This is a genomic window from Amycolatopsis sp. NPDC051106, from assembly GCF_040682775.1.
Taxonomy (GTDB): Bacteria; Actinomycetota; Actinomycetes; order Mycobacteriales; family Pseudonocardiaceae; genus Amycolatopsis.
Window position 1 is genome coordinate 125,399 of the sequence record NZ_JBFBBQ010000013.1, and the last position, 24,088, is coordinate 149,486.

22 protein-coding genes are annotated in these 24,088 nt (G+C 73.8%); 13 read left to right on the forward strand and 9 right to left on the reverse strand.

Features of this window, described 5'->3' with window-relative positions:
• Window positions 1-3: 3 nt before the first annotated feature.
• Both AB0M83_RS13540 and AB0M83_RS13545 read right to left on the reverse strand, forming a co-directional pair.
• Window positions 4-879 (reverse strand): NAD(P)H-hydrate dehydratase, encoded by an 876-nt coding sequence (locus AB0M83_RS13540; protein ID WP_364516645.1) that lies wholly within the window; start codon window positions 877-879, stop codon window positions 4-6.
• Window positions 851-1,570, reverse strand: a complete 720-nt coding sequence (locus AB0M83_RS13545) for a histidine phosphatase family protein (RefSeq protein ID WP_364516647.1) — start codon at window positions 1,568-1,570, stop codon at window positions 851-853. The genes AB0M83_RS13540 and AB0M83_RS13545 overlap by 29 nt, the downstream gene beginning before the upstream one ends.
• 82 nt (window positions 1,571-1,652) lie before the next feature.
• On the opposite strand from AB0M83_RS13545, the gene AB0M83_RS13550 reads away from it, so the two are divergent.
• Window positions 1,653-2,873, forward strand: coding sequence for a GAF domain-containing SpoIIE family protein phosphatase (locus tag AB0M83_RS13550; protein WP_364516649.1), 1,221 nt, complete (start codon window positions 1,653-1,655; stop codon window positions 2,871-2,873).
• Window positions 2,874-2,892: 19 nt separating this feature from the next.
• Here AB0M83_RS13550 and AB0M83_RS13555 read toward each other — a convergent pair whose 3' ends face one another.
• Complete coding sequence (locus tag AB0M83_RS13555) at window positions 2,893-3,276, reverse strand: STAS domain-containing protein (RefSeq protein WP_364516651.1); 384 nt, start codon at window positions 3,274-3,276, stop codon at window positions 2,893-2,895.
• 170 nt (window positions 3,277-3,446) lie between these two features.
• Here AB0M83_RS13555 and AB0M83_RS13560 point away from each other — a divergent pair, with 170 nt between their 5' ends.
• From AB0M83_RS13560 to AB0M83_RS13585, 6 genes are all read left to right on the forward strand, one after another.
• Window positions 3,447-3,830, forward strand: coding sequence for an STAS domain-containing protein (locus tag AB0M83_RS13560; protein WP_364516653.1), 384 nt, complete (start codon window positions 3,447-3,449; stop codon window positions 3,828-3,830).
• Entirely contained in the window at window positions 3,827-5,401 is a 1,575-nt protein-coding gene (locus AB0M83_RS13565; protein ID WP_364516655.1) for a GAF domain-containing SpoIIE family protein phosphatase, read from the forward strand. The genes AB0M83_RS13560 and AB0M83_RS13565 overlap by 4 nt, the downstream gene beginning before the upstream one ends.
• On the forward strand, window positions 5,398-5,823 hold the full coding sequence (locus AB0M83_RS13570; RefSeq protein ID WP_364516657.1) for an ATP-binding protein: 426 nt from the start codon (window positions 5,398-5,400) through the stop codon (window positions 5,821-5,823). Before AB0M83_RS13565 ends, AB0M83_RS13570 begins: the two co-directional genes overlap by 4 nt.
• Before the next feature lie 84 nt (window positions 5,824-5,907).
• On the forward strand, window positions 5,908-9,984 hold the full coding sequence (locus AB0M83_RS13575) for a SpoIIE family protein phosphatase (RefSeq protein WP_364516659.1): 4,077 nt from the start codon (window positions 5,908-5,910) through the stop codon (window positions 9,982-9,984).
• A complete protein-coding gene (locus tag AB0M83_RS13580) occupies window positions 9,981-10,283 on the forward strand; it encodes an STAS domain-containing protein (RefSeq protein ID WP_364516661.1) in 303 nt (100 codons plus the stop codon). Before AB0M83_RS13575 ends, AB0M83_RS13580 begins: the two co-directional genes overlap by 4 nt.
• Window positions 10,284-10,491: 208 nt before the next feature.
• A complete protein-coding gene (locus AB0M83_RS13585) occupies window positions 10,492-11,214 on the forward strand; it encodes a GAF and ANTAR domain-containing protein (protein ID WP_364516663.1) in 723 nt (240 codons plus the stop codon).
• A 3-nt stretch (window positions 11,215-11,217) separates the two neighbouring features.
• On the opposite strand, the gene AB0M83_RS13590 is transcribed toward AB0M83_RS13585, so the two are convergent.
• Entirely contained in the window at window positions 11,218-11,628 is a 411-nt protein-coding gene (locus AB0M83_RS13590) for an ATP-binding protein (RefSeq protein ID WP_364516665.1), read from the reverse strand.
• 124 nt (window positions 11,629-11,752) lie between these two features.
• On the opposite strand from AB0M83_RS13590, the gene AB0M83_RS13595 reads away from it, so the two are divergent.
• Together AB0M83_RS13595 and AB0M83_RS13600 are read left to right on the forward strand one after the other, a co-directional pair.
• On the forward strand, window positions 11,753-15,022 hold the full coding sequence (locus AB0M83_RS13595) for a glucodextranase DOMON-like domain-containing protein (protein WP_364516667.1): 3,270 nt from the start codon (window positions 11,753-11,755) through the stop codon (window positions 15,020-15,022).
• Window positions 15,023-15,040: 18 nt separating this feature from the next.
• Window positions 15,041-15,610 (forward strand): DinB family protein, encoded by a 570-nt coding sequence (locus AB0M83_RS13600; protein ID WP_364516669.1) that lies wholly within the window; start codon window positions 15,041-15,043, stop codon window positions 15,608-15,610.
• Between the two features lie 77 nt (window positions 15,611-15,687).
• Here AB0M83_RS13600 and AB0M83_RS13605 read toward each other — a convergent pair whose 3' ends face one another.
• The 3 genes from AB0M83_RS13605 to AB0M83_RS13615 form a co-directional block, all read right to left on the reverse strand.
• Complete coding sequence (locus tag AB0M83_RS13605; protein WP_364516671.1) at window positions 15,688-16,053, reverse strand: hypothetical protein; 366 nt, start codon at window positions 16,051-16,053, stop codon at window positions 15,688-15,690.
• A 73-nt stretch (window positions 16,054-16,126) separates the two neighbouring features.
• Window positions 16,127-17,392, reverse strand: a complete 1,266-nt coding sequence (locus AB0M83_RS13610) for a HAMP domain-containing sensor histidine kinase (protein ID WP_364516673.1) — start codon at window positions 17,390-17,392, stop codon at window positions 16,127-16,129.
• On the reverse strand, window positions 17,389-18,078 hold the full coding sequence (locus AB0M83_RS13615; RefSeq protein ID WP_364516675.1) for a response regulator transcription factor: 690 nt from the start codon (window positions 18,076-18,078) through the stop codon (window positions 17,389-17,391). Before AB0M83_RS13615 ends, AB0M83_RS13610 begins: the two co-directional genes overlap by 4 nt.
• Before the next feature lie 101 nt (window positions 18,079-18,179).
• On the opposite strand from AB0M83_RS13615, the gene AB0M83_RS13620 reads away from it, so the two are divergent.
• Window positions 18,180-18,644, forward strand: coding sequence for a hypothetical protein (locus AB0M83_RS13620; RefSeq protein WP_364516676.1), 465 nt, complete (start codon window positions 18,180-18,182; stop codon window positions 18,642-18,644).
• Here the strand turns inward: AB0M83_RS13620 and AB0M83_RS13625 are convergent.
• Window positions 18,641-19,651, reverse strand: a complete 1,011-nt coding sequence (locus tag AB0M83_RS13625; RefSeq protein WP_364516678.1) for an aldo/keto reductase — start codon at window positions 19,649-19,651, stop codon at window positions 18,641-18,643. The two genes, AB0M83_RS13620 and AB0M83_RS13625, sit on opposite strands and share 4 nt — an antisense overlap.
• Before the next feature lie 184 nt (window positions 19,652-19,835).
• On the opposite strand from AB0M83_RS13625, the gene AB0M83_RS13630 reads away from it, so the two are divergent.
• Genes AB0M83_RS13630 through AB0M83_RS13640 form a run of 3 tightly spaced genes read left to right on the forward strand, consistent with a single transcriptional unit; the run spans window position 19,836 to window position 22,356 of the window.
• Entirely contained in the window at window positions 19,836-20,363 is a 528-nt protein-coding gene (locus AB0M83_RS13630; protein WP_364516680.1) for a YbaB/EbfC family nucleoid-associated protein, read from the forward strand.
• The gene (locus AB0M83_RS13635; RefSeq protein WP_364516682.1) at window positions 20,360-20,674 is read left to right on the forward strand and encodes a hypothetical protein; all 315 of its coding nucleotides are present in this window, start codon (window positions 20,360-20,362) and stop codon (window positions 20,672-20,674) included. The genes AB0M83_RS13630 and AB0M83_RS13635 overlap by 4 nt, the downstream gene beginning before the upstream one ends.
• A complete protein-coding gene (locus AB0M83_RS13640) occupies window positions 20,674-22,356 on the forward strand; it encodes a hypothetical protein (RefSeq protein ID WP_364516684.1) in 1,683 nt (560 codons plus the stop codon). The genes AB0M83_RS13635 and AB0M83_RS13640 overlap by 1 nt, the downstream gene beginning before the upstream one ends.
• On the opposite strand, the gene AB0M83_RS13645 is transcribed toward AB0M83_RS13640, so the two are convergent.
• Entirely contained in the window at window positions 22,357-23,835 is a 1,479-nt protein-coding gene (locus tag AB0M83_RS13645; protein ID WP_364516686.1) for a helix-turn-helix domain-containing protein, read from the reverse strand.
• Between the last annotated feature and the right edge of the window lie 253 nt (window positions 23,836-24,088).

The following is a 24,088-nucleotide window of genomic DNA, read 5'->3' on the forward strand; positions in this document are numbered from 1 at the left end:
GGCTCAGCGTTCCAGCTCCGCGATGACCCGGGGGATCTCGGCGACCAGCTCCCGCGCGAGCAGGCCCGTGCTCCCGGTGTCCGGGATCAGCCGCTGCCCCGCCACGGCGTGGACGTGCGTCGCCCAGCAGGCGGCCTGGGCGAGGTCCGCGCCGCGGGCGAGGAAACCGCCGGTCAGGCCGGCCAGGACGTCGCCGCTGCCGGACGTCGCCAGCCCGATGTGGCCGCTGCCGTCCCGCCAGGTCCGCCCGCCCGGCTCGGCGACCACACCGAAGAGCAGCACCACCCCTTCGTAGCGCTCGGCGATCCGGACGGCGGTCTCGAGGTCGTCGACGTCTGCTTCGTCACAGCCGTCGAGGAACGCGGCTTCGGTCCGGTTCGGCGTCAGCACGAGCCGGCCGGACAAGGGTTTCGCCAGCTCCGGGGCCCGGCTCAGCGCGCCGAGCGCGAAGGCGTCGAGCACCACCCGGGCGTCCGGGGCGATGGCCGGGATCAGGTGCCGCAGCAGGTCTTCGGTCTCTTCGACGCCGGTGAGGCCGGGGCCCACCACGACGGTGCCGGCGCCGGGCAGCACGTCGGCCAGCCGGTCGACGGCGTCGCCGCCGATCGCCCCGGACGCGGTTTCCGGCAGCCCGAACACCGAAGACTCGGGTACCGAGACGCCGAGCGCGCCGGCGTGCCGTTCGCTGACCGCGAGCTGCAACGTGCCGGCCCCGGCGCGCAGCGCGGCCGTGCCGGACAGCGCCGGTGCGCCCGGCACGGTCCGGGCGCCGCCGACGACGAGCACGGTGCCGCGTTCCCCGGTGCCGATCCGCTCGTCCCGCAGCAGGGCCGGGCTGATCGGCGCCGGGTCAGGTGAGCTGTTCGGCCGCATCGTCATCCGCCGTCGGTGGGGTGTCGGTGGCGTGCAGGTGGCCGATCTCCTGGGCCAGCACCATGGTGAACGCGCCGTCCCCGTCGCGCTCCCACGTCGTCACCGAGCCGTTCGGCACCTCGGTGGCGTGGGCGGCGCGCAGGAGATCGGGTTCCGGCAGGCCTTCGAGGAGGTAGCGCAGGCCGAAGACGGTCATCTCGTGCGCAGCCAGCAGCACCCGCTTCCCGGCGTGCTCCGCGCTCAGCTCGTTGAGCAGGGATCGCAGCCGCAGCACGACGTCCGCCCACGACTCCCCGCCCGGCGGCCGGTAGTAGAACTTGCCCAGCCGCCGCTTGCGCCGCAGCTCGTCGGGCCACCGCTCGCGGACGCCGTGCGAGGTCAGCAGGTCCAGCACGCCGAGTTCGCGGTCGCGCAGCCGTTCGTCCGGGATGATCGGCACACCTTCGGGGGTGGCCAGGCGCGCGGTGTCCCAGGACCGGCGGTAGGTCGAGGTGACCACCAGGTCCGGCGGGTGCTCGGCGAAGAGCTCCCCCGCGGCCTTCGCCTGTTCCCGGCCCAGGTCGGTCAGCGGGACGTCGGCGTCGCGTTCGGCGACGTCGATCACGTCCGCTCCCGCCGACTCCGCTTCCTCCCGGGCCACGTTCCCGGTGCTCTGGCCGTGGCGCAGCACGGCCACCCACTCCAAGTCGACGCTCACGCCGGGCTGGTTACCCCCGGGGACCCGCCGACGAAACCCGGGATGGTTAGGCGCGCAAAAGACTCCCGGCTAGGGTCGTACCATGTCGCGAAGTCTCGACGCCGAGGATCGTCTGAAACTGCTGGAGGCGATCATCGGCACGCCCGCCGAGCACCTCGGGTTGGCCGCCCTGCTCGGGGAAACCCTGCAGCGCCTGCGTGACGGCATGGCCGTCGACACCGCGACCGTGCTGCGGTACCAGCACAGTGGCCGTCAGCTGGTGGCCTTCGCGGCCGCCGGCATCGAAGAAGAGGTCCACCAGGGCGTGCGGGTGCCGATCGGCAGCGGCTTCGCCGGCCGGGTGGCGCTCGAACGGGGTCCGGTCTTCCTCGACCACGTCGACGAAACGACCGTCGTCAACTCGCTGCTGTGGGAGCGCGGGCTGCGGTCCATGCTGGGCGTGCCGATGGTCGCCGCGGGCGAGCTCGTCGGGGTGCTGCACGTCGGCTGCGTCGAGCCCCGGCGGTTCTCCGAAGCCGAAGTCGCCACCATGCAGCTGCTCGCCGACCGCCTGGCCATGGCGATCCAGTTCGAAGCGCTCGAAGAGAACCGCACCGCCACCATGGCGCTGCAGCGGAGCCTGCTGCCGAACAGCCTCCCGGACCTGCCCGGCCTCACCTTCGGCGCCCGGTACGTGCCGGGCGCGGAAAGCGGCCTGGGCGGCGACTGGTACGACCTGTTCTCGCTCCCCGGCGACCGCGTCGGCGTCGTGATGGGCGACGTCTCCGGCCACGGTCTCGAGGCTGCCGTGATCATGGGGCGGCTGCGCAGCGCCTTGCGCGCCTACGCCCTCGACTGCGAGAACCCGGCCGACGTGCTCGCCAAGCTCGACCGGAAGGCCAACCACTTCGAGCACGGCGCGATGGCCACCGTCGCGTACGGGATCATCGAGCCGAGCCGCGAAACCATGGCCCTGTCGCTCGCCGGCCACCTGCCGCCCGTGCAGGCCGAGCCGGGCGGACCGGGCCGGCTGCTGGACGTGCCGCCGGATCCCCCGATCGGGCTGACCATCGGGCAGCCGCGGCGGCGCACGGCGGTGATCGAGCTGACGCCGGGCAGCGTGCTCGCGTTCTACACCGACGGCCTGGTCGAGCGGCGCGACCGGCCGGTGGACACGGGGATGAACCAGCTTGCGGAAGCCCTGCGCGCCGGCGAGCCCGACCGGGTCTGCGCGCAGGTGATGGCCGCGATGATCGGCAGCCAGCCGGCCCAGGACGACGTCGCCCTGCTGACCATCCGGCGTGAGCTCGCGGCCGGCGGCTGACTCCCGGCCGGGACGCAGCTCAGGACGCGGTGAGCGCCGCCTCGCGGGTCGGGAACAGCGAAAGGCTGTCCTCGAGCCCGGTGAGCTGGATCGGACGCAGGGTCGCCCGGCCGGCCGCGACGATCCGCACCACGGTGCCGGGTCCGGCGTCGCGGTGGATGGTCAGCAACGCCGTCAGGCCGGGCGAGGCGAGGAAGTCCACCGCGGTCAGGTCGACCACCAGCAGCGGCGGCGCGGCCGCCAGCGCCTCCTCGGCGGCCTGGACCAGAGCCGGCGCGGTGGTCGTGTCCACATCCCCGGTGACCTCTACGACGATCGCGCCGTCCTGCTCCGTTCGGGCGATCCGAAACTCGCCGAATGGCACAGCGGTGGCCGAACCCTCACTGTGGATGTGTTCCGTCATCGTCTTCAGTCTCCTCGCCTTCGGCTACGCCCCGGGATTTCCGGTGGGCGCGCGTGATCACGAAGGCTGTCTGCTCAACCGCTGTCAATCATGCCCGTACCGCACGCCCACCGCCGTTTCAACCCCGTGTCCGTCTTGCACACCGGCCCCGAGCAGGCAGGATGGTGGTCATGGCCGAAACGGACGAAGCCGGGAACACCCTCGGTGCCGCCGCGAGCTCAGCGGGCACGGTGACGCTGGAAGACCGGCACGGCATCGCCGTGCTCCGGGTCGACGGAGCCCTCGACCTCGCGCTGGCGCCGAAGCTGCGGCAGCTGGCCGAGCGGGCCGCGCGCCTGACGCCCACGGTCCTCGTCATCGACCTGACCGGGGTCACCTTCCTGGCGTCGGCCGGCATGGCGGAGCTCGTGCGGGCGCACCGCGGGCGGACGGTGCCGGTGTCGCTGCGGGTGGTGGCCACCGGCCGGATCACCTTGCGGCCGCTGCAGCTGACCCGCCTGACCGACGAGCTCGCCATCTACCCGTCGCTGTCCGAGGCGCTGGCGGCCGGATGACCGAGCCGGGGTTCGACGGGCTGCTCGGCGCCGTGCGCCGGGCGTTCGACGACGGCTCCGGCACCCCGCCGGCCACCCAGGTCCGCCTCCTCACCCCCGGCGAAGCGCGCTCGGTGCTCGGCGACCACGTCGCGGTCGCCGTGACCGACCGCACGCTCCTGGCGGATCTGGTGCCGGGCCGGGCGATCACCGGCGCGATCGCCGTCGCCGGCGACGAGCAGGCCGCACTGGTCTACACCACCGAGGTGGGCGGCCGGCCGCCGTCCGCCGTCGCCGCCGCGATCGACGCCGCGACCGCCCACCTGGCGGACACCGTGCGGCGGCTGCGGAGCGAAGCGGGGGTGCTCGACGCGCTGCACTCCACCGGCCGCGAACTGACCGCCCAGCTCGACATCGGCCGGATCGTGCAGGACGCCACCGACGCGGCCACGAAGGCGACCGGCGCCGAGTTCGGCGCGTTCTTCTACAACCTGATCGACGAGCTCGGCGAGTCCTACACGCTGTACACGATTTCGGGCGTGCCGCGCGCGGCGTTCGAGCGGTTTCCCATGCCGCGCAACACCGAGGTGTTCGCGCCGACCTTCGACGGCGCCGGCACCGTCCGCAGCCCCGACATCACGCGGGACCGGCGGTTCGGGAAGAACGCGCCCCACCACGGGATGCCTGAGGGGCACCTGCCCGTGTGCAGCTACCTGGCCGTGTCGGCGATCAGCCCGACCAGCGGCGAAGTGCTGGGCGGGTTCTTCTTCGGTCACTCGGAGCCCGGCCGGTTCACCGCGCGGCACGAGTTCCTCGCCGAGGGCATCGCCGCCTACTCGGCCATCGCGCTGGACAACGCCCGCCTGTACGAGCGCGAGCGCACCCTCGCCTCGGAGCTCTCGCGCAGCATGCTGCCGGTCGCGCCCGCCGTCGAGGGCCTCGACGTGCTCACCCGGTACCTGCCCGCGGCGACCGGGAGCAAGGTGGGCGGCGACTGGTTCGACGTCATCGCGCTGCCGTCCGGCGCGACCGCGTTCGTCATCGGCGACGTCGTCGGCCACGGCGTCACGGCCGCGACCGTGATGGGCCAGGTCCGCACGGCCATCCGCTGCTACGCGCTGCTCGAGCTCGCCCCGTCGGAGGTGCTGCGCAACGTCTCCGCGCTGACCGGCGGGCTGTTCGGCGAGAGCTTCGTCACCTGCTTCTACGCGGTCCACCGGCCGGACGAGGGCACGCTGACCTTCGCGAACGCGGGCCACCTGCCGGCGATCCTGGTCCGCCCGGACGGCGCACCGGAGGAGATCGGCGAGGCGCTGGCGCAGCCCCTGGGCATCGGCGCGGAGTTCCCCCAGCGCACCACCGGGTTCCCGCCCGGGGCGGACCTGGTGCTCTACACCGACGGACTGGTCGAAAGCCGCACGCGGGACCTCACCCTGGGTGTGGAATCGCTCCTGGCGGGCATCCCGGTGCTGCTGGCCGCGACCGATCTCGAGACGGCGTGGGACAAGCTCGTCGACGAGCTCACCCACGGCCGGCACGACGACGACATCGCGCTGATCCACGTGCGTCACCGCGGAGAGGACGGAGCATGACGGACCCCCGCCCCCCGGGCGCCCCCGCACCACCGGTGACGTTCCACCGGCGCATCGCCGCGGTGGCGGACCGGCTGCCGGAGCTGCGCGAAGCGCTGGCGGCCTGGCTGAGCGAACTCGGCCTGAGCGAAGACCGCCAGGAGGACGTCGTCCTCGCGAGCTACGAAGCGATGGCCAACTCCGCCGAGCACGCCTACCGCGACGGCGAAGCGGGCACGGTCGACGTCCGGGCCGAGGCGCAGAACGGGCGCTTGACGGTGACGGTCACCGACTACGGAGCCTGGCGCGCCCCGGCCGCGACGAACGGGCTGCGCGGCCGCGGCCTGCTGCTCATCGACAGCCTCGCCGACCACAGTGCGCAGGTGCACCGCGAAGACGGCACGACGGTCACGATGACGTGGCTCTCCGACGACCCGGGCTGACGACCCCTCGCCCGGCCCCGCGTGCACGGCGGCGCCGCGCCCGCGCGGGTAGGCTCACCCCGGGTCGCGGCAACCGGGAGAGTGATGAGCGTCGGCGAGGAATCCGGCCAGCGCGCCGTCTTTCCGGGCACCAGCCAGATGGCGGGCCGGATGCGGGAGTTCGACTGGAGCGCGTCCCCGCTGGGTGCACCGGCGGAGTGGCCGGCCAGCCTGACCACGGCCGTGCGGATCTGCCTCACTTCGCGCTTCCCCATGATCGTCTGGTGGGGGCCGGATCTGCGGTTCCTCTACAACGACGCGTACCTGCCGCTCCTCGGCACCAAGCACCCGGCACTGGACAAGCCGGGCGCGCACGTCTGGAGCGAGATCTGGCACATCATCGGCCCGATGCTCGAGAGCGTGATGACGACCGGCGAGGCGACCTGGTCGGAGGACCTGCTGCTGCCGATGAACCGGCACGGCTACTGGGAAGAGACCTACTGGACCTATTCCTACAGCCCGGTCCACGACGACGGAGGCGCCGTGCGGGCCGTGTTCACCGCGGTCACCGACACGACCGAGCGCGTCATCGGCGAACGCCGGCTGGCCACCCTGCGCGAGCTCGGCACCCTGGTCGGCATCGCCCGCACCGTCGGCGAAGCCTGCGAGCTGGTCGCCGGCGTGCTCGGCCGGGCCGGCGCCGACGTCCCCTACGCGGCGATCCACGTCCGCGACGGCGACGGTGAGCTCGGTCTCGCGACCGTCGCTCCCGGCGGTGCCGGGCACACCGGCGGCTGGCCGCTGGCGGAAGTGCTCGCCGAGGGAGCACCGCGCACCGTGTCCGATCTGACGACGACCTTCGGCGAGCTGCCCTCGGGCGGCTGGTCCACGCCGCCCACCGAGGCGATGGTGCTGCCGCTGTCCGGCGCCCCCGGCACCCCGGCCACCGGCGTGATCGTGCTCGCGGCGAGCGCCGGGCGCGCCCTCGACGAGCCCTACCGGACGTTCCTCGGGCTGGTCGCCCAGCAGACGGCAGCGCTGGTCAACAGCGCGCTCGCCTACCAGGCCCAGCAGCAGCGCGCCGAGGAGCTGGCCGAGCTGGACGCGGCGAAGACCACCTTCTTCGCCAACATCAGCCACGAGTTCCGGACCCCGCTCACCCTGATCCTCGGTCCCGTCGCCGAGCTGGACAAGACGCTGGGCGACGCGGACGAGCGCGTCCGCGAGGAGATCGCCGTCATCCACCGCAACGCGCTGCGGCTGGGCCGGCTGGTGAACAACCTGCTCGACTTCTCGCGGATCGAGGCGGGCCGGATGCAGGCCAGCTTCGAACCGGTCGACCTCGCCACCTTCACCGCGGAGCTGGCGAGCGTGTTCCGCGCCGCCGTCGAGCGGGCGGGGCTGGCCTTCGAGGTCGGCTGTGTGCCCCTGGGCGAGCCGGTGTTCGTCGACCGCGGGATGTGGGAAAAGGTCGTCCTCAACCTGCTGTCCAACGCGGTCAAGTACACCTTCGACGGCTCGATCCGGGTGACGACCGCCCTGGACGACGGGTACGCCGTGGTCACCGTGGCCGACACCGGGATCGGGATCGACGCCGCCGAGCTGCCCCGGCTGTTCGAGCGGTTCCACCGGATCCCGTCGGCGCGGGCGCGCTCGAACGAGGGCAGCGGGATCGGCCTGGCCCTGGTGCGCGAGCTGGTCGGCATGCACGGCGGCACCGTCGCCGCGGAGAGCACGCCCGGCGCCGGCACGACGTTCCGGGTCCGGCTGCCGCTGGGCACCGAGCACCTGCCGGCCGAGCACCTCGCCCCGGAGCCGTCGGCGTCCGGGATCGACGCCGAGACCGCCGAGCCGTACGTGCAGGAAACCCTGCGCTGGCTCCCGGACGACGAGCCGGCCCCCGACCTCGCCCCGGCCCCGGTCGCGGGCGCCCGGGTACTGGTCGCCGACGACAACGCCGACATGCGCGACTACCTCACCCGGCTGCTGCGCGACGACTACGCGGTGACCGCGGTGCGCGACGGCGTCGAGGCGTTCGCGGCCGCGGCGAGCGAACCGCCCGACCTGATCATCAGCGACGTCATGATGCCGCGGCTGGACGGCCTGGGCCTGCTCGCCGAACTGCGGGAGGACCCGCGCACCGCCTCCGTGCCCGTGCTGCTGCTGTCCGCCCGCGCCGGGCAGGAGGCCGCGGTCGACGGGCTGGCCGCCGGGGCCGACGACTACCTCGTGAAGCCGTTCTCGGCGGAGGAACTGCTCGCCCGCGTCCGCACGACCATCCGGCTGGCCCGGCTGCGGACGCAGCACTCCCGGTGGCGCGCGGCGATGATCGACTCGCTGCAGGAGGGCTTCTTCGTCTGCGACGCCGACGGGCGGGTCGTGGAGATCAACGCCGCGTGCGCCGAGCTGCTCGGCTTCGGCCCGGACGGGCTGCCGTACCCGGCGCCGCACCCGTGGTGGCCGCCCCGCGACGCCGACCCCGACGCGTACCGGCAGGTCGCCGCCGCCTTCACCCGCTCGCGGGACGAGGCCGCCGGGAGCTTCGTGCTGCCGCTGCGGCACCGCGACGGGCACCGCGTGTGGGCCGCCATCGCCTACAACGAGTTGCACGACGACGAGGGCAGCCGCCGGCTCGTCGGCACGATCCGCGACGTCACCGCGGAGCGCTACGCCGTGCAGCGGGAAAGCGCGCTCGCCGCGATGAACCAGCGCCTGGCCGGGGTCAGCGGGGTGCCGGCCTCGCTCCGCACCGGGCTGGACCTGCTGCGCGAGCTGTGGCTGGCCGAGCGCGTGCTCGCGGTGACCTGGCCGCACGACGGCGAGCCGGAGCTGATGTCCACCGACCCCGCCGACCGGCAGTGGACGGATCTCGCCGCGCCGCTGCGCGCGCGGCTCGGCGAAGTGCGCTCGCTCCCGGCGCTGCACGCGACCTCGGCCGACGGCGGGGCCGGCGCGACCCTGGACCACCCCGGCGGCCGGCTGACGCTCTGGGTGGAACCGGACCCGAGCCGCCCGCTCGGCGTCGAGGACCGGACGCTGCTGGCGCTGCTGGCCGGGACGCTGGCGCACGCCCTGCGCCGCGCCCACCGCGACGACCGGCAACGCGAGGTCGCCATCGCGCTGCAGCGCTCGATCCTCGGACCGGCCCTGCTGCCCGACGGCTTCGCGGTGCGCTACGAACCGGCGAACCCGCCGCTGGAGGTCGGTGGCGACTGGTACGACGTCGTCCCGCTGTCCGGCGACCGGATCGGCATCGTCGTCGGCGACTGCGTCGGCCGGGGACTCGCCGCGGCCGCGGTGATGGGCCAGCTGCGCAGTGCGTGCCGCGCGCTGCTGCTGGAGGCCAACGGCCCGGCGCACACCCTGACCACCCTCGACCGCTTCGCCGACCGGCTGCCGGGTGCCTTGTGCACCACCGTCTTCTGCGGGATCCTCGACCCCGCCACCGGCGCGCTCACCTACAGCAGCGCCGGGCACCCGCCGGGCACGCTGGTGCACAGCGACGGCTCGTCGGAGTTCCTCGACGCGGGCGGCAGCGTGCCGCTCGCGGTCCGCGTCCCCCGCGCGCGCCCCGAGGCCACGGCGGTCGTCCCGATCGGCTCGCTGCTGATGCTCTACACCGACGGGCTCGTCGAACGCCGCCGCGAGTCGCTGGACGACGGCATCGACCGGGCCACCTCGGCCGCCCACGACGCGCGGGACGCCGACCTCGCCGACCTGGCGGCGAAGCTGATGAGCGGGCTCCGGCCGGTGGACGGGTACGAGGACGACGTCGCGCTGCTGCTCTACCGCCGGTCGGTGCCGCCGCTGGAGCTGGACTTCCCGGCGCACCCGGACAGCCTCGCCTCGACGCGCCACTGGCTGCGCGCGTGGCTGGGCACGGCGTCGCTCGGCGAAGAACTCGCGCAGGACGTGCTCGTCGCCACCGGCGAAGCCTGCGCGAACGCCGTCGAGCACGCTTACCCCGGAGACTCGGGCACCGCGCACCTCTCGGCCCGCTTCGCCGGTTCGCACCTGGTGGTCACGGTGACCGACCGCGGCCACTGGAAGCGGCCGCCCCCGGACAACCACGTCCTGCGCGGCCGCGGGATGGCGATGATGGAAGCACTGGCCGACGCGGTCGCGGTCCGGCACGACACGACCGGCACCACCGTCACGTTGGAATGGAGAATCGGTTCGTGACGACGGCACTCACGCTGGTCGCCTCCGCGGGCGACGACGGGGACCGGATCCTGGCCGTGACCGGAGAGATCGACATGAGCAACGCCGCCGACTTCGGTGCCGCCCTCGACCGCGAGCTCGCGGCCGGGCCCGCCCTGACCGTCGACCTGACCGGGGTGACCTACCTCGACAGCGCCGGCGTCGCCGCGCTGTTCGACCGGGCCGGCAGTCATGACCTGCACCTGGCCGCGCCCCGCCTGCTCGACCGCGTGCTGCGCGTCTCGGGCCTGACCCAGGTGACGAAAGTGATCATCCGCTGAGCGGTTGGCTTTCCCGCCACGGGGTAAGCGCAGCGCAGCGACGGTCGCCGGGTGGGTTGCGCTGCCGGTCGTCGCCAGGTGGTTCCGGCACCCAACCCACGACGTTCAGCAGCGAGCGGCGGGCCGGAGTCACCGCCCCTCCTCGATCGCCGGGGCCGGGCCGCCCACGGGTACTGTGCGCGCAGGAACCGGGACGGAGGTGGGCGCAGTGACCGGAGATCCGATCCCGTCCGAGCACCTTGACGAGCTGACCGCGGCGATGGCGGACCTCACGCGTGCCCTGGAGACCGAGCCTTCCGAGGCCGAGATCCTCGACGCCGTCTGCGCCGAAGCCGTGCGGGCCGTGCCCGGCGCCGACATGGCCAGCATCACCGCGATCCGCGACGGCGAGCCGGAAACCGCCGCCTTCACCGACGAACGCGCCGTCGAGATCGACGGCGTCCAGTACGCGGCGGGCGATGGCCCGTGCCTGCGGGCGGCCGAGAGCGGCGAGATCGTCCGGCTGCCGCTCGCCACGGCCGGCGCGCTGTGGCCCGAGTTCACCGCGCACGCCCGGAGCCTCGGCGTCGGCAGCTACCTCGCCGCGCCGCTGCGGGTGGACGGCGCCCTGGCCGGCGCGCTCAACCTCTTCGGCTTCGGCGATCACGGCTTCGCCGAGACCGACTCCCGGCTGCTGCGGCTGTACACGACGATCGTCTCGTTCGGGCTGCGCACCACGCGCCGCTACCACCGGGCCCGGCAGCGCACCACCGAACTCGAGGCGGCGATGCACTCGCGGGCGGTGATCGAGCAGGCCAAGGGCATTCTCATGGCCGTGCACGGGATCACCGCCGACGACGCCATGAAACGCCTGATCGCGGAGTCGCAGCACACCAACGTGAAGCTCCGGGACGTCGCGGCCCGGTTCGTCGAAAGCCTCTCGGCAGGCTGACGCTCAGGCGGTGCGGCGGACCGGGAACGGCCAGGTCAGCGTGATCACCGTGCCGTCGTCGGTCGAGCGGAGGTCCAGCCCGTCGACCAGCGCCTGGATCAGGCGCAGGCCGCGGCCGCCGTCGGACCGCTCCGCGATCGTGGTCCAGCGCCCCTGGTCGGCGACGGTGACGATCAGCACGTCCTCGTCGACCCGCGCGCGGACGTCGATCAGCCCGGGCCGGCCGTGGTAGGCGTGGTCCAGCACGTTCGCCATCGCTTCCCAGCAGGCCAGCACGACGTCGTCGGCCTGCCTGCCGACCTCGTCACCGGCACGTCTGCGAAGCCACGACACGAGGTGCCGCCGCAAGCTCGGCAGAGTCCGTGGCGAAACCGTGCCGCGGTACCGCCAGCCGTCCGTTCCGTGCTCTTCCACGTTCACCTCCTCGGGGGGACTGTGGGTTTGCTACCCACCGGTCGGATTTCTCAATCACGGGTAACGGCTTTCCCTGCTGCGTTCGGCTCTGGTGCGGGGCGGGCCGGCGTGATCGGATGTGCGGATGACTCGGTCGACGTCGTCCGTGGTGCTCGGCGCGGTGCTGGCCGCCGCCCTCCTTCCCGCTCCGGCGGCGGTCGCCGCCCCGGCACCGGGGCCGGGCGCCCTCTCGCACTTCGGGCTGGCCCGCAAGGACTGCCTGGGCACCGCGCGGACCACGGCGAGCAAGACCTGGTTCACGGTGGCGGGCGGCGTGCTGTCCGACGTCTACGCGCCGGTGATCGACAACACGAACGTCGAGACGCTGCAGTTCGCCGTCACCGACGGCCGCACGTTCACCGACCTGCAGGCGCGGGACATGACCTACACCGTCCGCACCAGCGCGGGCGGGATGGCCTGCGAAGTGACTTCGACCCCGCGCAGCGGCCGGTACCGGCTGGTCACCGAGTACCTGACCGACCCGGCCCGGACCGGCTTGCTCATCCGGACGCGCCTGGACCCGCTGCGGGGATCGGGCCGGGACCTCAAGGTCTACGTGCGGTTCGACGCGAGCATCAACGGCAACGGCGGTGGTGGCCCGGCGAACGGCGGCGGGGACACGGCTTCGGTGGACGCGGCGACGTCCGCATTGGTCAGCGCGGATCCGAACACGGTGTCGAGCGCGCCGGCCCGCGACTACGGGACCCCGCTGGCCGCCGCGCTGCGCGCCGACCGCCGGTTCCTCGGCACGTCCAGCGGGTTCGTGGGCACCGCCGGCGACGGCCTGGCCCAGCTGGACCGCGACCACCGGCTCACCGATCAGACGCCGTCGGCGGTGAACGGCAACGTCGTGCAGACCGCGCAGCTGGACCTGGAGCCGCGCCGCCCGAGCGTGCTGGCGCTGGGCTTCGGCCCGGACGCGCGCGCCGCGGTCCAGACCGCCGGTGCCAGCCTGCGCACGCCGTTCGACCAGAGCTACCGCGAGTACGCGCGAGGCTGGCGCGACTACGACAACGGGCTGACTCCTTTGCGGGGCAAGGACTCGGACGCGTACTACCAGTCGGTCAACGTGCTGAAGGCCAGCGAGGACAAGACGTTCCCCGGCGCGGTGGTCGCGTCGCTCGGCAGCCCGTGGGGACAGGCGGTCTCCGCGGGCGACGCCCCCGGCGGCAAGCCCGTCTACTTCGGGTCCTACCGCGAGATCTTCGCCCGCGACCTGTACGAAAGCTTCTCGGGCCTGCTCGCCGCGGGTGACCGCGAGACGGCGCGGGCGAGCGTGCGGTGGTTGTTCGGCCGTCAGCAGCAACCCGACGGCCGCTTCCCGCGCAACTCCCTGCTCAACGGCAAGAAGGCGCCCGACTCCGGCGGCGACCAGCTCGACGAGAGCGCGTACCCGATCCTGATGGCCTTGCAGGCCGGGCTCGACCGCGACCGCACTCTCTACACCGACCACATCCGCGCGGCGGCGGACTTCGTCGTCGCGCACGGCCCGGCGTTCGGCTCCGAGCGCTGGGAGGAGCAGGGCGGCTACTCCCCCTCGACGATCGCCGCCGAGATCGCCGGGCTGGTCGCGGCCGGGGTGATCGCCGACCGCAACGGCGACCCGGCGCGCGCCCGCGTCTACCGAGCCACCGCCGACCACTTCCAGCGCAGCGTCAAGGGCTGGACGGTGACGTCCACCGGCCCGTACGGCGGCCGGTACTTCCTGCGCCTGACCAAGAACGGCAACCCGGACTCCGAGTGGATCTACAACCTCGGCAACGGCTCGGTCGACGCCGACCAGCGCGCGGTCGTCGACGCCGGGTTCCTCGAGCTGACGCGCCTCGGCGTGCTGCCGGCGAACGACCCGGACGTCACCGCGTCGCTCGGCGTCGTGGACCGGGTGATCAAGCGGGACACGCCCGCCGGACCGGGCTGGTACCGCTACGGCACTTCCGCGGCGGGCAGCGAGGACGGCTACGGCGACTGCTACGAGCCCGACCCGACGAACTGCGCGCCGACCGGGGCGCCGTGGCCGGGGCCGAACACCGGGTCCGGGCACCTCTGGCCGGTGCTCGCCGGTGAACGCGGCGAGCAGGCCGTGCAGACCGGTGACCGCGCCGGCGCGGCGGCGCTGCTGCGCGCCATGCGGGCCCAGACCGGGGGCACCGGGCTGATTCCCGAGCAGGCGTGGGAAAACCCGGCGGTGCCGGCGTCGCCCTACGGCGCGGACCCGCGCACGGCGTCGATCGGGTTCGCCCCCGGGCAGCCCGCCGGTTCGGTCGCGCCGCTGAGCTGGGCGCAGTCGCAGTCGGTGCGCCTGGCCCGGGCCCTGGACGACGGCCGGCTGACCGAACAGCCCGCCGACGTCCGCGCCCGGTACGTCACGCACGCGCCGCCCGCGGCGCTGGCGGTTACCCTCGACGCGCCGGCGTCCGTGTCGGCCGCGACCGCGACGGTCACGGGCACCGCCCCCGCCGGCAGCCGGGTCGAGCTCGCCGTGTCGGCCACCGACGCGGGAACGACTTCCGTGCTGTCGACCCGGGCTTCGGCGGCCGGGACGTTCAGCGCGACGGTGCCGACGCCGCTGGGCGCGAACGTCGTCACCGCGGCCGCCACTTCGGGCACCGGGACCGGCTACGCGCAGAAGACGATCAGCTCGGACTTCGTCACCGGCACGGTGCTGCTCGACGCGGCCGACCCGGACGGGGACGACCACGGCCCGGGCACGTACACCTACCCGACGGCCGGCGACTTCCACGCGGGCGCGTTCGACCTGCAGCGGTTCCAGGTCATCGACTCGGGCACCAACCTGGTGTTCCGCGCGCAGGTCCGCGACCTGTCCCCGACGTTCGGCTCACCGCTGGGCGCGCAGCTGCTGACGATCTACGCGCACGACCCCGCCGCGACGGCGACGTCGACCGCGGCGCCGTTCCCGAGCCGCGCGTACTCGATCGCCGCGCAGGACGCGTGGAGCCGGCGCCTCGAGGTCCAGGGCTTCGCCGACCCGGCTCTCGTCGACGCTTCGGGCGCTTCGCTGGCCACGCCGTCCGTCCAGGCTTCGCAGGCGACGCGGTACATCACGGTGAGCGTGGCGAAATCGGCGTTCGGGACCCCGGCCGCCGGGTGGACGTTCGCGGTGGTGCTGACCGGCCAGGACGGCAATTCGCCCGACCAGGCGCGGCCGTTCACGCCGACGGCGGGGCAGTACACGTTCGGCCTGTGCGCGGCGGGCGGCACGGCGCCGCTCTGCACCGCCGACCCGGCGACGGCTCCGAAGGCGGTCGACGTGCTGACGCCGTCCGGAGTGGACCAGGCGGCCGAGCTGGATCCGACGCGGGGGCCGGTCGCGGTGCGTGGCGTGCCGGTGGGCTGATCTGGCAGGCTCGAAGCCGTGATCGACGACTTCGCCAAGCGATACCTGCACGACGATCTGCGCGAGGCCCGGGAGGCGGTGCTCGAAAAGCTCGACGGGCTGGACGAGTACTCCGTGCGCCGTCCGCTGACCGCGACCGGGACCAACCTGCTCGGCCTGGTGAAGCACCTGGCGTTGTGGGAAACCCGGTACCTGGGCGAGGTGTTCGGCCGGCCGTTCCCGGAGCCGCTGCCCCGCTGGGACGACGCCGAGGCGCGCGGCCGTGACTTCTGGGCGACCCCGGAAGAGACGCGTGCGGAGATCGTCGACCGGTTCCGCCGCGCCGCGGAACACGCCGACGCGACGATCGATGCTCTCCCCGTCGACGCGCCCGGCCACGTGCCGTGGTGGCCGCGGCCGGATGTCCTGCTGTTCAACGTCATGGTGCACGTGCTCACCGAGACCAACCGGCATGCGGGGCACGCCGACATCCTGCGGGAACAGCTCGACGGGGCGACCAGCGCGCCGAGCCGTGACGCGGATTTCCGGACGGCCAGGCACGCCGAGATCGAGCGGGCCGCGGCGGCCGCGGGCCCGGCCCGACCGTAACGCGCACGCGGGCGGACGACACGGCGGCTGCCGCCGTGTCGTCCGCCCGATCACGCGTGTCGTCCACTGTGGACCGGTCAGCGGCGGCCGCCGTGGTCGTCGCCGTCCTCGTGGTGCCCGCCGTGGTCGTCGCCCGGCTCGGCACCGTGACCGCCGTGGTCGTCGCCGAGGTCATGGGTGCGCGTCGGGTACGTGCTCGGCGCGGGCCGGCCGGGATACGTGCTCGGCGCCGGGCGGCTCGCGCTCGGCGACGCGGTGACTTCGCTGCTGCCCGGGGTTTCCGTGGCGGCCGAGGTGCTAGCCGGGGTGGTGGCCGACGACTCGCTCGTCGTGGTGGCCGGCACCCGCGTACCGTCGTCGGCTCCGGACTGCGCCAAGGCCGCCGTCGTCCCGCCCACCGCGAGCACCGCACCGGCCGCCGCGATCACCAGAATCTTGCGCATGTCTGCTCCTTCTCGTTCTCCGACAACGGAAGAAGCATCACGCTCCGGGCGATAGCGGCGCGCTGCGCGACGCTTAAGGCATCCCTAAAGCCTTCCCGAGGTCCAGCACGATCCGCGCCCCCGGCCCGCGGGTGACCGTGAACTCCCCGCCGGAGGCGCGGGCCGTCTGGCGTGCGATGTCCAGCCCGAGCCCGGTCGAGCCGGCGCCGCTCGCGCCCCGCGCCCCCTCGTCGAAGCCCGGGCCCTCGTCCGACACCTCCAGCCGTGCCCCACCGGACGTCGCCGTCAGCCTGATCGCGTACGGCGTTCCCTCGGGTGTGTGCGCGAAGACGTTGCCCAGCAACGCGTCCAGGCACGCGGCCAGCTCCGGTTCGCCGACCGCGACGGGCAGCGGACCCGGGTCGAGCGACACCGTCACCGCGCGGTCCTGGTCCTGCGCGAGCACCGACCAGAACTCGGCCCGCGCCCGGACGACCGAGGCCGCGTCGCACGAGCCGGGCGCCGAGTCCCGCGCCCGCGCCTGCTCGATCAACGCGGTGACCTGCCGCTCCAGGCTTTCCGCGTGGCCGGTGATCCGTTCGGCCTCGGCCGGGTCCCGCAGCGACTCGGCGTCCAGCCGCAGCACGGTCAACGGCGTCCGCAGGCGGTGCGAGATGTCGGCGACGGCCTCGCGTTCCTGCCGCACCAGGTCCCGGATCCGCGCCGCCAGGAGGTTGAGCGCGGCGGCGACCGACCGCACCTCCCCCGGCCCGCCCGGGCGGGCGCGCGCATCCAGGTCGCCCTCGGCGAGCCGGCGTGACACCTCGGCGAGCTCGTGGACCGGCCGCACGATCGAGCGGGCCAGCCGGTCGGCGACGAACACCCCGAGCGCCAGCAGCACCACGCCCAGCCCGGCCAGCACCAGCCAGGCCGCACCGAGCCCGCGGGTCAGCTCGGCGCGTTCGACGAAGGCCCGCACGACCGCCGTCCCCGCCGGCAGGCCTTGGACCGCGACGAGGATTTCGCGCCCGCCCGCGTCTTCCACGGTCAGGCTGCTGCCCTGCGCCGCGGCCAGGGCGACCCCGGGGGTGCGCGGGGTGGGCGCGCCGAGCACGGTGCCGTCCGGCAGGAACACCGTCACCGGGTGGCCCGCCATCGTGTTGAGCTGGTCGACCGCCGGTCGCAGCGACGCCGTGTCGGACGTCGCCACCAGCGACGTCAGCGACTGCGCCTTGGCCGTCGCGGCGGTGACCGCGCGGTCCGCGGTGACCGACCGCAGCAGGATCGCCAGCGGCACGAGGAACGCGACGAGCACCAGGCTCATCGCGGCCGCGACCAGCACCGCGAGCCGCTTCCTCACGCCGGGCCCTCCGGTGCCGCCAGCCGGACGCCGACGCGCCGCACGGTGTGCAGGTACCGCGGCTCCTGCGCGGTCTCGCCGAGCTTGCGCCGCAGCCACGACAGGTGCACGTCCACCGTCTTGTCCGCGCCGGCGTACGGCAGCTTCCAGACGTCGGCGAGCAGCTCGCGCTTGCTGACCACGGTCCCGGCCCGGCTCGCGAGGTAGTGCAGGAGGTCGAACTCGCGCGGGGTGAGGTCCAGCGGCGCGCCGTCGAGGGCCGCCTGCCGCGTCCGCGCGTCGACCGACAGGCCGCCGACGACGACCGGGGCGGTCGTCTCCTCCGGCTCGGCCCGCCGCAGCACCGCGCGGATCCGCGCGTCGAGCTGGGCGCCGCCGAACGGCTTGACCACGTAGTCGTCGGCACCGGCGTCGAGCAGCCGGACGATCTCCTCCTCCGCGCCCCGGGCGGTGACCACGATGATCGGCACCGCGCTGACCGCCCGCACCATCCGCAGCACCTCGCGGCCGTCGAGGTCGGGCAGGCCCAGGTCGAGCAGGACGACGTCGGGCCGGTCGGTGACGGCCGCCTGCAGCCCCGCCATCGCGGTCGGCGCGGACGTCACCGTGTGCCCGCGCTCGCCCAGCGCGCGCAGCACGGCCGTGCGGATGGTCGGGTCGTCCTCGACGAGCAGCACGGTCGCCATGTTCGGGAGGCTACACACGCGATGCCGCTTCACCGGGCTCGTGGCGAACGCTAAGGACGTCTTAGCCGCGCCTTAACCCTTCCGGATGGCACAGTGGACGGGTGACCAGGCGCGGGCTGCTGATGACCGGGGGCTGGCTGCTGGCCGCCGCGGTCACCGCGGGCGCCGGCACAGTGGCCCTCGACGTCGTCGGCGCGGGCATCCTCGGCCCGCAGAACCAGCCACTGTCCCAGGACGACGTCGCCCGGGCGCTGGAAACCGTGCCGGCGAGCACGACCCCCGTGACCCCGGCTTCGGCCACCACCCCGTCGAGCGTCCCGGCGCCGCGCGGCCTGACCGTCCCCGGCGGCAGCCTCGTCGCGAAGTGCACCGGCGACCAGGTCGAGCTGATGTCGTGGAGCCCGGCCCCGGGCTACCGCACCGACGACGTCTCCCGAGGTCCCGCCGCCACCGCGTCGGTCAAGTTCAAGAACGACGGGACCGAGAACGAGACGGTCGTGACGTGCCGCGACGGCGAGCCGCACGCCGAAACGGTCGCCGACGAGGGCCATCACGGCCGCGGCTAGCGCGGCAGCCCGGCGTTGAGCCGGGCCAGGATGCCGTGCGGGAACGGCAGTTCCGGCGCGCTGACGTCGGTCAACCGGTCCAGCTGGGCGTCGGTCAGCTCGAGGTCGAGCGCGCCGAGGGTTTCGGCGAGCTGCTCCGGTGACCGGGCGCCGATCAGCGGCGCGGGCACGGCCGGCCGGCGCGTCACCCAGTGCAGCGCCACCTGGGCCGGGGTCGCGCCCACCTCGGCCGCCACCTCGCGGACGACATCCAGCACGGCCCAGCGCGTCTCCGGCAGGGACCGGTAGGGGGCGCCCTCGGCGAGCCGTCCCTCGCCGGCGCCGTCGCGGGTGTACTTGCCGGAGAGGAAGCCGCCGCCGAGCGCGCCCCACGGCTGGACGGCGATGCCGAACTCCCGCGCCAGCGGCACGTACTCGGCTTCGATCGCCCGCTCGACCAGGGAGTACTCCAGCTGCAGCGCCGTCACCGGCGGGCCGCCGAGCATGGCGGCCTTCGTCGCGTACCAGGCCGGGACGTCGCTCAGCCCCACCGCGCGGATCTTCCCGGCACGCACGAGGTCGCCGAACGCCGCCATCACCTCCTCGGCCGGGGTGAAGCCGTCCCAGAGGTGGAGCCAGTACAGGTCGACGTGGTCGACGCGCAGCCGCCGCAACGACGCCTCGAGCGAGGCGACCATGTTCTTGCGGCCGTTGCTGCGGCGACGGGGGTCCGACCGCGGTTCGCCACCGCCGAAGCCGGGCCCGGAGTACTTGGTGGCGAGGACGACGTCGTCGCGGGCGAGGTCGCGGAGGAACTCGCCGACCAGTTCCTCGCTGCGGCCGGCGCTGTAGTTGTCGGCGGTGTCGACGAAGTTGCCGCCGTCCTCGACGTAGGCGCGGAAGATCTCGCGCGCGGTGTCGTCGCCGGCGCAGAAGGAGCCGGTGCCGAAGGTCATCGCGCCCAGCGCCAGCGGCGAGACCCGCAGCCCCGAGCGGCCCAGCGGCCGGTAGTCGTCCAGTCGTGTCATGTCCCCGATCGTGCAACCCGGAGCGCGGTCCGGGTCAAACCCGATCGAGGGCATTCCGGGGCAACGTCGGGGGGAAAACGAGCCATCCTCCCGGTTAGCCCGGAGTGAACAGCAGGGGTGCGCTAGCCTGGCCCGATCGTGGGGCCCGGGGCCCCGTACCCCGGCGTCGCGAGGAGTCGAATTCGTGCAACCCGACTTGGGTCCAGGTGAAGACTTCGAGCTCCTGCTCGAACGTCAGGTCCGGGAAATGCAGTCGAAGGCGGCGGCGCTGAACGAAGCGCTTTCCGCCGCCGGTGCCACGGTCCGCTCCCGCGACGGCGCGGTCACCGTGACGCTCGCGCCGAACGGCGCGCTCACGAACCTCGAGCTGGGGCACCGGGCGTGCGAACTGGGGCCCGCGCGGCTGACCGCGGCGATCATGGGGACGGTGCGCGAAGCCCAGCGCCAGACCGCCCGCAGCGTCGCGGACTCCTTCGCCACCATCAACGGCGACGGCGAGTCGACCGACATGGTCCGCTCGTTCCTGCCGCCGGACCCGCCGCCCGACGGCGACTTCGCGGCACCGGAGAGCGCCGAGCCCGAGCGGACCCCGCCGCCGGCCGCTCCCCCGGCGCGGCCGCCCGCGCCGCCGGCCCCGCCGGCCGCCGGACCTGCCCCGCGTCGCCGTCCGCCGGCCGACGACCACTCCGACGACGAATCGAACCCCTGGTGAGCGGCGGCGGCTTCAGGGTCGACTCGGAACCCCTGGCCACCTTCGCCAAGCACCTCGACGAGCTCCAGAGCAACCTGCAGAGCACGGCGGACCTGGTCGGCGGTATGACGTGCGACCCCGGCATGTTCGGCATCAACCCGGCGTGCCAGCTGATGGCGGCGGGCGCGAGCACCTGGACCGACAAGGCGCACCACCAGTTCGGCGACTACGCGAAGACGATCGGCGAGTTCTCCTACAAGGTCGCCGAGGCCGCGAAGCGCTACCAGGCGGGCGAAGAAGACGCCGTCGACTCGATCGTGAGGTTCGAATAGTGGGCGACGACTACCAGAGCAAGGACGTCAGCCTCCACGGCTCCGAACTCTTCAACGAGGACAACCGGTCGGCCGGCGCGGGGTTCTTCGAGGCCGCGGTGGGCCTGGACAAGGCCGTCAAGGAAAACGACCAGGTCGCGATCGGCATCGGCGCGGCGGGCATGGCGCTGGAGACCATCGGGCTCGTGCTGGACCCGATCGGCAGCCTGCTGACCGCCGGGATCGGGTGGCTCATCGAGCACATCACGATCCTGCGGTGGCCGCTGGACATCCTGATGGGCGACCCCATCGGCATCAACGCGGCGGCCGAAGCGCTTTCGGCCGAGAAGAAGAAGCTGGAGCAGTGGTCGACGGACCACCAGACGGCGCTCGAGACGCTCATGAAGGACTGGTCCGGCAACGCCGCGGACCAGTTCAAGAAGGACATGGACGCGGTCACCGAGCAGCTCAGCTCCCTCGGCGGCTACCTCGACCAGGCCGGCAAGAACATGAAGATCGCCGGCGGCATCGTCGGTGCCTTCCGCGGCATCTTCCGCGACCTGATCGCGATGCTCCTGGCGACGATCATCAAGGGCGCCCTGATCGCGGCGGCGCTGGCCCCGGTGACGTTCGGCGCGTCGATCGCGATCTTCATCGGCACGACGATCGGCACGGTGGCCACGGCACTGGGCAAGATCGGCGCGAAGCTCGTCCAGCTGGGCCGGAAGCTGGGCGACCTGGTGCAGGCGCTGGCGAAGATGGGCAAGGCGGGCGACGAGATCGCCGGGGCCAAGCCCCCGACGAGCAGCCTGACGCCGACCCCCACCCCCAAGCCGGACGCGACGCCACTGCCCAAGCCGGACACGACGCCCGCGCCGAAGCCGGACACGACCCCGTCGTCGGCGACGCCGGAGCCGAAACCCGAGCCGAAACCGGACACGACACCGGAGCCCAAGCCCGAGCCGAAACCCGACACCACGCCGTCGTCGGCCACTCCGGAACCGAAGCCCGAACCCAAGCCGGACACCACCCCCGAGCCCAAGCCCGAACCGAAACCCGACACGACACCGTCGTCGGCTACCCCGGAACCCAAACCCGACACGACACCGTCCTCGGCCACCCCGGAACCGAAACCCGAACCCAAGCCGGACACCACCCCCGAGCCCAAGCCCGAACCGAAGCCGGAGCCCGCGCCGTCCTCCTCCTCGGCGACGCCGGAGCCGAAGCCCGAACCCAAGCCGGACACCACACCGGAACCCAAGCCCGAGCCGAAGCCCGATACGACACCGTCTTCAGCGACCCCGGAACCGAAGCCGGACACCACCCCCGAGCCCAAGCCGGACCCCAAGCCCGACACCACGCCGGAACCGAAGCCGGACTCCACCCCGTCGTCGGCCACTCCGGAACCCAAGCCGCACAAGCCGTTCACCGACCAGATGACCGCGGTCATCAAGGACAAGCTGTCCAAGGTGGACGGTGTCACGCCCGAGATCATGGCGAAGTTCGACAAGATCAACAACTTCTCGGTCGAGCAGCTCGGCAAGGTCTTCGGCAAGGAAGGCGCCGAGAAGTTCGAGTCGGCCATCAAGATCATGACTGACCCGTGGTTCGGGAAGTCGGGCCTGGCCGGCAAGACCGTCGTCGACATGATCAAGGGCGTGCCCGCGAGCATCGGCAACGTCACCGGCGGGGACGACGAGTAGTCACTCCTCGGAGAGGATCACCGCCCGGGACGCGAGGTGCAGCGCCAGCCTCTCGTCCGGGCGGGACAGGTCCACCCCCAGCAGCTGCTCGATCCGCGCGATCCGGGCCGCCACGGTGTTGCGGTGCACGCCCAGCACGGTGGCGGTCTCGGCGATCGACGACTCCGCGTCGAGGTAGGCCGCGAGGGTCCGGACCAGCTCGCCCGGCGCGTCCCGCAGCGGCGCGACGAGCGCGCGGGCCGCGGGCTCGAACGTGTCCGTGCGCGTCCACTCCAGCAGCAGCTGGGCCATGCCGAGCTGGTCGACGTGCAGGAAGTGACCGGTTTCGGGCCGGGTCGCGGCGAGCCGGGCCGCGTCGAGGGCCTCCGCGACGGTCGCCGCGAGCCCTTCCGGCCGCGGGTGCGGCCGCCCCACCCCCATGTGCGCGCCCAGGCGCAGCGCGCGGTGCGCCGTCTGGAGGCGGGTCGCGAGGGCGCGCACCCGTTCCGCCGTGGGTTCGTGGTCGAAGGTGACCCAGCCGGTCCAGCCGTCGCCGTGCTCGACGACGACCGCCTCGACGTCCAGCGCGCGCATGACCTCCTGCGTGCGGGCGACCGTGTCGACCGCCGCCGGGACGCCGATGTGCAGGCCGACGTGCCAGCCGCCGAGCCGCCAGCCGGCGTCGGCGACGCGGCGGCGCAGGTCCGCGCCGGGCTCGGTGTCGAGGCGCAGGAGGTCGCCGAGCAACGCGGTGCGGGAGCGCGCGTCGCGTTCCAGCTCGAGCCGGTTGGCGAGCAGCCACCGCTGCAGCGCCCCGGCCGCGACGGCGAGCGCGGGCGGGACGACCTCGGCCCGCGCGGCCTCGGTCCCCCGCAGTTCGGCCGCGAGCCACATCGCCGGGCGCTGCAGAAGCACGGGGTGGGCCAGGAAGACGTGGTCGTCACCGTCGGTCCGCTGCGGCACGGCTTCGTCGAGCCGGACGCGCCCGGTGACTTCCCCGGCCAGCGGCACCCCGCGATCATCGAGCACGGCGACGGCCGACCGCAGCAGCCGCCGCAGCACGGCGACGACCTCTTCGGGCGGCCGCAGCCGGTCCCCGAGCGCGCGATGGGTGGCCAGCAGCAGGTCCGCCCGGTCGAGTTCGGGGGCGGCGAGCAGCAGCCGCGCCTCGACGAGCAGATCGAGCGGCGCGGCCCCGGTGGTCAGCAGCGGAACGGCCAGGCGATCGGCGAGCAGCCGCGACGCGGTGAGCGGTTCGGTCCCGGGCAGCAGCACCCCGGTGGCCGCGGCATCGGCACAGCGCCGGAGAAGGGCATCGATCTGCCAGTCGGTCCCGGCGACGGGCCGCACGACAACGGTGAGTTCCCCGGGCGCGGGCAGGTGCGACGCGTCCAAAGTGGCCTGGACGGTCACAAGTGGACGGTCGAGTCCCGCCTCACCGGCGAGCAGCCGCACGTGCGCCGCCCAGCCGGGAAGCGAGAGAACCCGCCGCAGGCTCATCGATCACCCACCGGACCTCGGCCGCTCACGACAACCCCACTAGACCGGCCGCGCAAGGCCCACGCCACACCGCGCGGCGCTCCGCCCCACCCGGCCGACACGAACACCCGCCGCCAGCTCACGACAACCCCACCCGGCTCACTGCCGACCTCAGACAGGCCCACACCGCGCGGCGCCCGCGCCCTCGGACCGGCCCCAGCGCCCCAATGTGGCGTTGGGGGGGGGCCCCCCCCCCCCACCGAAGGGGAATGGC

What these genes read in the sequence shown, in the direction of transcription:
- AB0M83_RS13560 (WP_364516653.1), top strand. Translation starts at nt 3,447, where the DNA reads ATGGCCGAAACGGACGAAGCCGGGAACACCCTCGGTGCCGCCGCGAGC.
- AB0M83_RS13565 (WP_364516655.1), top strand. Translation starts at nt 3,827, where the DNA reads ATGACCGAGCCGGGGTTCGACGGGCTGCTCGGCGCCGTGCGCCGGGCG.
- AB0M83_RS13555 (WP_364516651.1), bottom strand. Translation starts at nt 3,276, where the DNA reads ATGACGGAACACATCCACAGTGAGGGTTCGGCCACCGCTGTGCCATTC.
- AB0M83_RS13540 (WP_364516645.1), bottom strand. Translation starts at nt 879, where the DNA reads ATGACGATGCGGCCGAACAGCTCACCTGACCCGGCGCCGATCAGCCCG.
- AB0M83_RS13605 (WP_364516671.1), bottom strand. Translation starts at nt 16,053, where the DNA reads ATGCGCAAGATTCTGGTGATCGCGGCGGCCGGTGCGGTGCTCGCGGTG.
- AB0M83_RS13625 (WP_364516678.1), bottom strand. Translation starts at nt 19,651, where the DNA reads ATGACACGACTGGACGACTACCGGCCGCTGGGCCGCTCGGGGCTGCGG.
- AB0M83_RS13645 (WP_364516686.1), bottom strand. Translation starts at nt 23,835, where the DNA reads ATGAGCCTGCGGCGGGTTCTCTCGCTTCCCGGCTGGGCGGCGCACGTG.
- AB0M83_RS13615 (WP_364516675.1), bottom strand. Translation starts at nt 18,078, where the DNA reads ATGGCGACCGTGCTGCTCGTCGAGGACGACCCGACCATCCGCACGGCC.
- AB0M83_RS13575 (WP_364516659.1), top strand. Translation starts at nt 5,908, where the DNA reads ATGAGCGTCGGCGAGGAATCCGGCCAGCGCGCCGTCTTTCCGGGCACC.
- AB0M83_RS13550 (WP_364516649.1), top strand. Translation starts at nt 1,653, where the DNA reads ATGTCGCGAAGTCTCGACGCCGAGGATCGTCTGAAACTGCTGGAGGCG.
- AB0M83_RS13570 (WP_364516657.1), top strand. Translation starts at nt 5,398, where the DNA reads ATGACGGACCCCCGCCCCCCGGGCGCCCCCGCACCACCGGTGACGTTC.
- AB0M83_RS13595 (WP_364516667.1), top strand. Translation starts at nt 11,753, where the DNA reads ATGACTCGGTCGACGTCGTCCGTGGTGCTCGGCGCGGTGCTGGCCGCC.